Genomic DNA, 8,003 nt, shown 5'->3' on the forward strand with positions numbered 1-8,003 from the left:
CTTCGTCGGCTGCGTCATTTGTTTATAAGAGAGAGAAGCGCGGTTAGAGGGGGAGGGTCGTAGGAAGGTAGGGGGATGGCCGAGGCAGGGTGAGCCGGGAAATCTTGCTTGCGTCCATCTGCAACCTATGCTATACTTGCAAGTTAGCAGGAGCGAGGGTTCCTGCGGGTTAAAGCAAGTGTAGCGTTGTATTATTCATCAAGTACACACGCTCTCTGATCGGCGCTTCCCTGGTGCCCCGATACCCTCGGTACCTCGAACCCTGAACAGCCCTGGCACCAGCGTGGCGAGGGGAGGGGCGCGAGCGAACCAGCAGGCCAGCCAACCAGGAAGCTGTGCAGCGCAAGGAGCGAGCAAGGGGAACCCTATCGCCGATAGGAGGAGAGCGGAGGGAAAAAGGGAGGATCTGTTTTTTGGCCAACATTATCTCGATGAAGCAGCTGCTGGAAGCTGGCGTTCATTTTGGGCACCAGACGCGGCGCTGGAACCCCAAAATGAAGCCCTTCATCTTCATGGAGCGCAATGGCATCCATATCATCGACCTTCAGCAAACTGTGGCGCGCCTCAACGAGGCCTACAAGTTTGTGAAGGAACTGGCTGCCAGCGGTGAGACTCTGTTGTTCGTCGGGACGAAAAAGCAGGCTCAGGAGGCGGTGGCGGAGGAGGCCAAGCGCTGTGGAATGTTCTATGTCAACCAGCGCTGGCTGGGTGGTATGCTCACCAATTTCCAGACCATTCAAGGGCGTATCCGCTATCTCCGCGAGCTGGAGGCGCGGCGCGATCGGGGCGAATTCGAGCGCCTGCCCAAGAAAGAGGCTCAGCGTCTGCAGGATGATTTGGTGCGCCTGGAGCGTATTCTGGGAGGCATCAAAGAAATGCGGCGTCTGCCTGGAGCGGTCTTCATCATTGATACGCGCAAGGAGCATACCGCTGTGCTGGAGGCCCGCCGCCTGGAGATCCCCATTGTGGCCCTGGCCGATACGAACTGCGATCCCGACGAGATCGACTATCCGATCCCGGCTAACGATGATGCTATTCGCGCTGTCCGCCTGCTCTGCTCAAAGATCGCTGATGCAGTGATTGAAGGACGCCGCGAGCTGGAGGCGCAGCAGAAGGATAGCGAGGTGCCTGCCGAGGGCGCGACGGTTTCAGGTGAAGAGGGGGCTGTCCCGCCGGAGGCGGTGGAGGCGTCAGCCTCTGGTGCTGGCTCGTCTCAGCGTGAGCGTGAGGCGACGCCCTCTACTGGTGGAGAGGCCGAGACTTCATCGAACGCCTCTGAGCCTGAGCTGGTGGCCAAAGAATCCTAGAGCCATCTCGCTCCCCTACGAGTTTGTCCCATCCTGCCGCTTGTCGTTCGTTGCGATCTGGTTGCACTGCTGTGCTGTTCACCATGCTCTCGCCTACCAGCTGATCGCCAGCTGGAGAGGCGTGGCTACCCGTGCTCGTGCTTGAAAGAAAAGCCTGGGCTGGTACCCGCTCTTGGTCCAGGCTCTACGAGAAGAAGTGCAGAGCCTGGACGGTGCAAAACAAAGAACTGCGATATTGGACCAGTGCAGCCGCCCTGGCCAGTTCATCGCTGGGGGGCTGAGTGAAACGAAGCGATGTCGCGGGCAGCAGGCGGTTCCCAACAGCGAGGAAGGCAAGTGGCGAGGCAGCTAGCCCGGCGAGCTGGATTCATCTTAACGAACCTGTTCTTCTCTTCTCTCTGTTATCCCGCGTGCTCCAGGTCTATCGGGACCGGCACGGATGGCTTGCGGCCTGCGCCAGATGTCAGCTGCCGGCTGCGCCCTCTGCTGCCAAGAGACTTGGTTGGGATATGGACCTGGTGACCACACGTGTGCCAGACCGGAAAGACAGCAAGGTTTCTCGCCTCCGGGATCTGGCCGTGGTGGATGCCAGGTCCTCTCTATGCCGTCTGACCTGACCTGGCTGGTCGGACGAGATGGGTGGGACCGGTGGCTGCAAGCTCACACTGAGGAGTCTGGGAGTGGAGAAGGCTGGTGACTGGTGAGCCGCACAAAGCCCAGAATCCTACTGTATCGCAGCTGTCAAGCACTCGAAACCGTCTACGAGTGGCCGAGAGTCATTGTCAGTCAGACTGAAACCTGAGTATGCTATCAAAGTACGCTGAAGGAGAAATGCCCTTATGAACTATGCTGCTGCCGATGTGAAGAGGTTGCGTGAGGAGACTGGGGCGACCTTTGCCGATTGCAAGAGCGCGCTAGAGGAGGCGCAGTCGTGGGAGGAGGCCATCAAGATCCTCAATGCGAAGGCCAGCCGCAAGGCGGAGAAGATGATTGCCGCCGGTCGCGAGACCAAGCAGGGCGGCATCTTCTCCTATGTCCACCACAACAACAGTGTGGGGGTCCTGCTGGAGCTGAACTGCAGCACCGACTTCGTTGCGCGCAGTGAGAGCTTTCGCCAATTGGCCAATGAGTTGGCTCTGCAGATTGCTGGCACCAATCCAAAGTATGTGAATTACGAGGATGTGCCTGCCGAAGTGATCGAGCAGGCTCGTCAGCAACTGCTTGAGGACCCCTCGATGGCTCGTGTGCCAGAGCACAAGCGCGAGGAGGTCATTCAGGGCAAGCTCAAGAAGCTCTTTGGCGAGCAGGTGCTGATGATGCAGCCCTGGATTCGTGATGAGAGCCAGGTGGTGGGCGACCTGGTGCGCAAGGTTATTGCGGAAACCGGGGAGAACATCGTGATTCGTCGCTTCTGTCGCTTTGCCTTGGGCGAATAGGGTAGGAAAAGGAAGCGGCACTTCCTGGCCAGTCTTGTGGCGTGCTATGCTATGTGTGGAATTGGAGGTGGGCGAGATGCGCTCCCGGCGACTCTCTAGGTGGCCGCTGAGGCATCCGCTCCCACTCCGGCCTTGCCTACCGGGGGCCGGCCTCTCTTTTTCCCCTCTCTGCCTGCTCTGGCCGGTGGTTGAAAGCGTCACGCGCCAGTGTCGGACAGTCAGGGCCGGGGCTGTTCCCCCCACGAGAAGCGCATGGGAGTAGAAGAGAAGATGGCTGAATCTCAGATGGCTGCGTCCTTGCGATATCGGCGTATCCTGCTCAAGCTGGGTGGCGAAGCGCTGGGTCCCCGCCATACCTCGGAGGCCGGCGAGCCGCGCATTGGGATCGATCCGGTGGCGGTCCGCCGGATCGCGGCTGAGGTCAAGCGCGTCCACGATCTGGGAGTCGAGGTCGCGATGGTCATCGGTGGCGGCAACATTTGGCGTGGGGCAGATGCCGCTGCCGCGGGCATGGATCGTGCGACCGCCGACTATGTTGGCATGCTGGCCACGGTGATGAACTCTCTGGCCATGCAGGACGCCATGGAGAAGCTTGGCCTGGTCACACGCGTGCAAACAGCGATAGAGATGCCTCCGGTGGCGGAGCCGTTTATCCGTCGCCGCGCTGTGCGTCACCTCGAAAAAGGGCGCGTGGTCATTCTGGCGGCGGGAAGCGGCAATCCGTTCTTCACGACCGACACGGCGGCGGCCTTGCGCGCCATTGAGCTGAATGCCCAGGTGCTGCTGAAGGCCACAAAGGTCGACGGCGTCTACGATGATGATCCCATGCGCAATGCGAACGCTCGTAAGTTCGAAGAGTTAAGCTATATGCGCGCGCTCAACATGGGTCTCAAGGTGATGGATAGCACCGCGATCTCGCTGTGCAAGGATAATCGCTTGCCGATCGTGGTCTTCAACCTCGATCAGCCTGGAGCGCTGGAGGCGATTATGCGTGGCGAGAAGCGTGGGACACTCGTTCATGACCTTGAGGAGAGCGCTATTGGTGAGCGTGCCTGAGCACAGGGTGGCTGCCAGCTGCAGGTCCAGGTCTCTTGCTTCCTGGCCGCTGGCTGGCTCGCTGGCCCGTGATTCTATCCTGGTCTGTCGCTGGCTCTGCGTGCGTATCCAAGGTACCTTACGATGGGAGCATTGCTATGGTAGATGATATTTTCGGAGATGCCGAACGCCGGATGCAGAAAGCTGTGGAGGCGCTCCGCCATGACTTGGGGAGCATCCGTACTGGCCGCGCCAGTTCTGCCCTCGTGGAGCGGATTCAAGTCGATTACTACGGCGTCCCCACGCCGATTAACCAGCTCGCTTCGATCTCTGCGCCGGAACCACGTTTGCTGGTGATCCAGCCCTGGGACCGCAAGCTGCTCCCTGATATTGAGCGGGCTATTCAGAAGTCCGATCTGGGGATCAATCCCAGTAGCGATGGCCAGGTGATCCGCCTGGCGATTCCCCCTCTCAATGAGGAGCGGCGCCGTGAGATGGTAAAACTCCTTCATAAGAAGTTGGATGAGCATAAGGTGGCGGTGCGCAATATCCGTCGCGATGTCCAGGACAAGTTGCGCGACCGCGAGAAGAAGAAGGAGATCTCCGAAGATGAGCTGAAGCGCGGTCAGGATCGCCTGCAGAAGCTGACCGACCGCTACATCGAGGAGATGGATAAGATCGGCAAGCTCAAGGAACACGAGATTTTGGAGGTCTGACGTTGACCAGGATACGTGATCTTTTTCCCTCTTCCGTAGGGAAAAAGAGTGAGCAGTCGCAACCAGCGGTAGAGGTGCGCTCTCGGGAGCAGACTCAGGAGCAGAAGCAGGGACAGAAGCAGGAGCAGAGCTGTCCGCTGCGTCACCTGGCCATCATCATGGATGGCAATGGACGCTGGGCCGCTCAGCGCCATTTGCCTCGCCTGGCCGGCCATAAGGCCGGCGTGGCAGCGCTCCGCCGCGTGGTGGAGGCCGCCGTCGATGAGCATATCGAGTATTTGAGTGTCTATGCTTTCTCGACCGAGAACTGGGGCCGCCCGCGGGAGGAAGTCGAGGGCCTCATGCGCCTTTTCTGGGAAACCATCCGCTCTGACCTGGAGAAGTTGCATCGTGACGGGGTGCGGCTGCGCCATCTTGGTCGCTTGCAAGATCTCCCCCCTGCGATTCAGCGCGCCGTCCAGGAGTCAGTGGAGCTGACGCGTTATAATAATCGTATCCACCTCAGTGTGTGCTTTAACTACGGCGGTCGCGCTGAGCTGGTCGATGCCGTGCGACGTATTATCGCCGCTGGCTTGCCGCCCGAGGCGATCACCGAGGAGGTGATTAGCTCCTATCTTTATACTCATGATCTACCCGATCCCGATCTCGTTGTCCGCACTGCTGGCGAGATGCGCGTCAGTAATTTTTTGATCTGGCAGTCAGCCTATAGCGAGTATTATTCCACACCAACACTCTGGCCCGATTTCGGGCGCGAAGATCTACGCGCGGCCCTGGAGAGCTATCGCCAGCGCCAGCGGCGTTTCGGTCGGCTGACCGCTTCTCCCAGTGGCCGCTAAGCAGGTGGAAGCATCGCGTGGAGCGCGCAACTGAGAAACAACTACAATCATCAGGGAAGAGAGCTGCTGACAGCGGCGGGCAGTGGGCGGGCACTCTGGCTCTGCGAGTGCTGACCGCTGTTGTGGCCATTCCTATTGTCTTGCTTGTGGTCTGGCTGGGGGGTTGGGTGGCTTTTGCAGCGGCGCTCTTTGTGCTGGCCTGGGGCAGCTACGAGTTGCATCAGATGATGGAGCACTCGGGTAGCCGCCCCTTGCTCTGGGTGAGCTTCGGGCTGGGAACGCTCTTGCTGATCTCTGCCATGTTCCCCCAGTGGCGCCTGCTCTTGCTGGAGATCAGCCTGGGCGCCGCTTTGTTGGTAGCCTTCCCGCTCCTCTTTTGGCGAGAGCGCCTTGACGGCTCGCTCGTCGATTGGGCGCTGACGGTCGTTTTCGCTCTCTATCTCGGCTGGCCGCTTAGCCTCTTGTTGTCGTTGCGCGGCTCTCAATTCGGCTGGCCTCCCCCTCGCGGTCTCTGGTGGTTACTCTTGCTCTTTGCTGCTGTCTGGACCTTCGATTCCGCGGCCTTTTTCACTGGCCATTTCCTGGGGCGCCATAAGCTGGCTCCTCAGATTAGTCCCGGCAAGACCTGGGAGGGGGTCTTTGGCGGCCTGCTGTGTACTGTGATCCTTTGCCTGTGGCTGGCTGGCTCGCTGCTGCAGGTCCCCTGGTACCTGGCTCTGGTCCTTGGCCTGGCTCTCTCTCTGGCTGCTACCCTGGGCGATCTGGCAGAGTCGCTGATGAAGCGCCAGGCTCAGGTGAAGGATAGCGGCCAGCTGATGCCTGGCCACGGCGGCTTGCTCGATCGCATCGATAGCCTGCTCTTCGCCGCCGTTGTTCTCTACTTTTTCTCTCAGCTGGCCCTGGCGCTCCCGCACTAATCGGCTGGCCGGCTTGCTTCCTGGCAGATCCAGGTAATGGCTTGCAGGTTAGTCACTAATACACGAGACTGGTTGCAGCCAATCAGACGGACTGGCCTGAAGGGCCATACACCGTTCTGCTTGAGGATGAGACCCTGATTAGAGTATAGAATAAGAGCAAAAACGTCTCCTGCTGCATGCGCTCTGCCGTGCTACAATATTCCCTGGGTAGAGCCAGCAAGGGAACGGCAATACAGCAATGGAATCGAATGAGGAGAAAGAAGCTGGTCAGCCGGCTGTAGGCCGGATGACTGCGATGCAGACCTTTCCCAGGCGCATCGCCTTACTGGGAAGCACCGGCTCAATTGGACGACAGACGCTGGACGTGGTGCGCTGCTTCCCTGAGCACTTCGAGGTCGTGGCCCTGGCCGCCCATAGTAATCTATCCCTGCTGGCCCAGCAGGCTGAGGAATTTGCTCCGACTCTCGTGGCCTGCTTCGCGGAGACAGCGGCCATTCGAGAGGAGGCGCACCGCTTGCTTGTCGAAGCCCGTTGCCGTGAGCGGAGACCTGCGCCCCGCCTCGCTTTTGGTCTCGCTGGCTTGCTGGAAGCGGCTACCCTGCCGCAGGTGGATCTGGTGGTTGTGGCCACGTCCGGCCTGGTGGCCTTGGAACCAGTGATGGCGGCAATCCAGGCTGGCAAGACCATCGCTCTGGCTAATAAGGAGACGCTGGTTATGGCCGGCCATCTGGTGATGGAGGCGGCGCGGCGGGCCGGAGTGGCTATTCTGCCGATCGATAGTGAGCATAGTGCGCTATGGCAGTGCCTGCGAGGCGAAGACGGAACCGAGGTGCGCCGCCTGATCTTGACGGCTTCAGGCGGGCCTTTCCGGCGCACTCCTCTCACAGAGTTGCCCTCGGTGACGGTTGCTCAGGCGCTGGCTCACCCAACCTGGCGCATGGGGCCGAAGGTCACCGTGGATTCGGCGACCTTGATGAATAAGGGACTGGAGGTCATTGAGGCTCACTGGCTCTTCGCCGTTCCTTACGAGCGTATCGAGGTGGTAATCCAGCCTGAGAGCATTATCCATTCTATGGTTGAGTTCGTTGATGGCTCGATCAAGATGCAGGCGAGCCTTCCGAGTATGCATCTGCCCATTCTCGATGCGTTGAGTTATCCGCTGCGTCTGGAGGCGCAGGCTCGCGGGCTGATTCGCCCCCTGGACTGGGCGCAGGTGGCACAGCTACATTTTGAGACCCTCGATGTGGCACGCTTCCCTTGCTATCGCCTGGCTCGTGAGGCCGCTGAGCGCGGTGGTACCTACCCTTGCGCTCTGGTGGGGGCCGATGAGGAGGCTGTCGCGCTCTTTCTGGCAGGACAGATTGGCCTCTTGGATATCGCTCGTCTGATTGAGGCAGTGCTGGAGCGCCACGCGACGATGGCTCAGGCGCAGCCAGACATTCCAGTCATCCTCCAGACGCGCGATTGGGCACGGCAGACAGCGCGGGAGCTGGCTGCCTCGCTGGGGGTTGTACGCCAGGCCACAGGTTAGTCTTTGCTTGCAAAGCTGTCTGAGGGAAGTGGGAATGAATTATTGGTACTTGTTAGCTGCGATACCGGTCTTTGGTCTACTAGTCTTTGTCCATGAGCTGGGTCACTTTTTGACTGCCAAGTGGGCGGGGATTCGCGTTGAGGAGTTTGGCCTCGGCCTGCCTCCGCGCATTGTGGGCATTCGTCGCCGCCCTGGTGGGGGATGGGAGGTAATCTGGTTTAACGG

The 8,003-nt window shown here is 59.9% G+C and carries 8 protein-coding genes; all 8 read left to right on the forward strand.

What is annotated here, in order from left to right; genetic code table 11:
* Positions 1 to 431: 431 nt before the first annotated feature.
* On the forward strand, positions 432 to 1,307 hold the full coding sequence (gene rpsB, locus IRZ31_RS18515) for a 30S ribosomal protein S2 (protein ID WP_363325699.1): 876 nt from the start codon (positions 432 to 434) through the stop codon (positions 1,305 to 1,307).
* An 839-nt stretch (positions 1,308 to 2,146) separates the two neighbouring features.
* Positions 2,147 to 2,743, forward strand: a complete 597-nt coding sequence (gene tsf / locus IRZ31_RS18520) for a hypothetical protein (protein WP_297156378.1) — start codon at positions 2,147 to 2,149, stop codon at positions 2,741 to 2,743.
* A 270-nt stretch (positions 2,744 to 3,013) separates the two neighbouring features.
* The gene (gene pyrH / locus IRZ31_RS18525) at positions 3,014 to 3,799 is read left to right on the forward strand and encodes a UMP kinase (protein ID WP_052888609.1); all 786 of its coding nucleotides are present in this window, start codon (positions 3,014 to 3,016) and stop codon (positions 3,797 to 3,799) included.
* Positions 3,800 to 3,936: 137 nt separating this feature from the next.
* Positions 3,937 to 4,494 carry a ribosome recycling factor gene (frr, locus tag IRZ31_RS18530; RefSeq protein ID WP_297156381.1) on the forward strand — a complete coding sequence of 186 codons (558 nt, stop codon included), beginning with the start codon at positions 3,937 to 3,939 and terminating at the stop codon, positions 4,492 to 4,494.
* Between the two features lie 2 nt (positions 4,495 to 4,496).
* On the forward strand, positions 4,497 to 5,330 hold the full coding sequence (gene uppS / locus IRZ31_RS18535) for a polyprenyl diphosphate synthase (RefSeq protein ID WP_112427596.1): 834 nt from the start codon (positions 4,497 to 4,499) through the stop codon (positions 5,328 to 5,330).
* 17 nt (positions 5,331 to 5,347) lie between these two features.
* Positions 5,348 to 6,247 carry a phosphatidate cytidylyltransferase gene (locus IRZ31_RS18540; protein WP_297156383.1) on the forward strand — a complete coding sequence of 300 codons (900 nt, stop codon included), beginning with the start codon at positions 5,348 to 5,350 and terminating at the stop codon, positions 6,245 to 6,247.
* 238 nt (positions 6,248 to 6,485) lie between these two features.
* Complete coding sequence (dxr, locus tag IRZ31_RS18545; protein WP_297156385.1) at positions 6,486 to 7,778, forward strand: 1-deoxy-D-xylulose-5-phosphate reductoisomerase; 1,293 nt, start codon at positions 6,486 to 6,488, stop codon at positions 7,776 to 7,778.
* A 34-nt stretch (positions 7,779 to 7,812) separates the two neighbouring features.
* The coding region (locus IRZ31_RS18550; protein WP_297156387.1) for a site-2 protease family protein at positions 7,813 to 8,003 on the forward strand (191 nt) is incomplete at its 3' end.

This window comes from Thermogemmatispora sp. (assembly GCF_019683635.1).
Lineage (GTDB): Bacteria > Chloroflexota > Ktedonobacteria > Ktedonobacterales > Ktedonobacteraceae > Thermogemmatispora.

Bases quoted from the DNA above. Each gene is read 5' to 3' on its own strand.
- dxr (WP_297156385.1), top strand. From the start codon at position 6,486: ATGGAATCGAATGAGGAGAAAGAAGCTGGTCAGCCGGCTGTAGGCCGG.
- frr (WP_297156381.1), top strand. From the start codon at position 3,937: ATGGTAGATGATATTTTCGGAGATGCCGAACGCCGGATGCAGAAAGCT.
- pyrH (WP_052888609.1), top strand. From the start codon at position 3,014: ATGGCTGAATCTCAGATGGCTGCGTCCTTGCGATATCGGCGTATCCTG.
- tsf (WP_297156378.1), top strand. From the start codon at position 2,147: ATGAACTATGCTGCTGCCGATGTGAAGAGGTTGCGTGAGGAGACTGGG.
- rpsB (WP_363325699.1), top strand. From the start codon at position 432: ATGAAGCAGCTGCTGGAAGCTGGCGTTCATTTTGGGCACCAGACGCGG.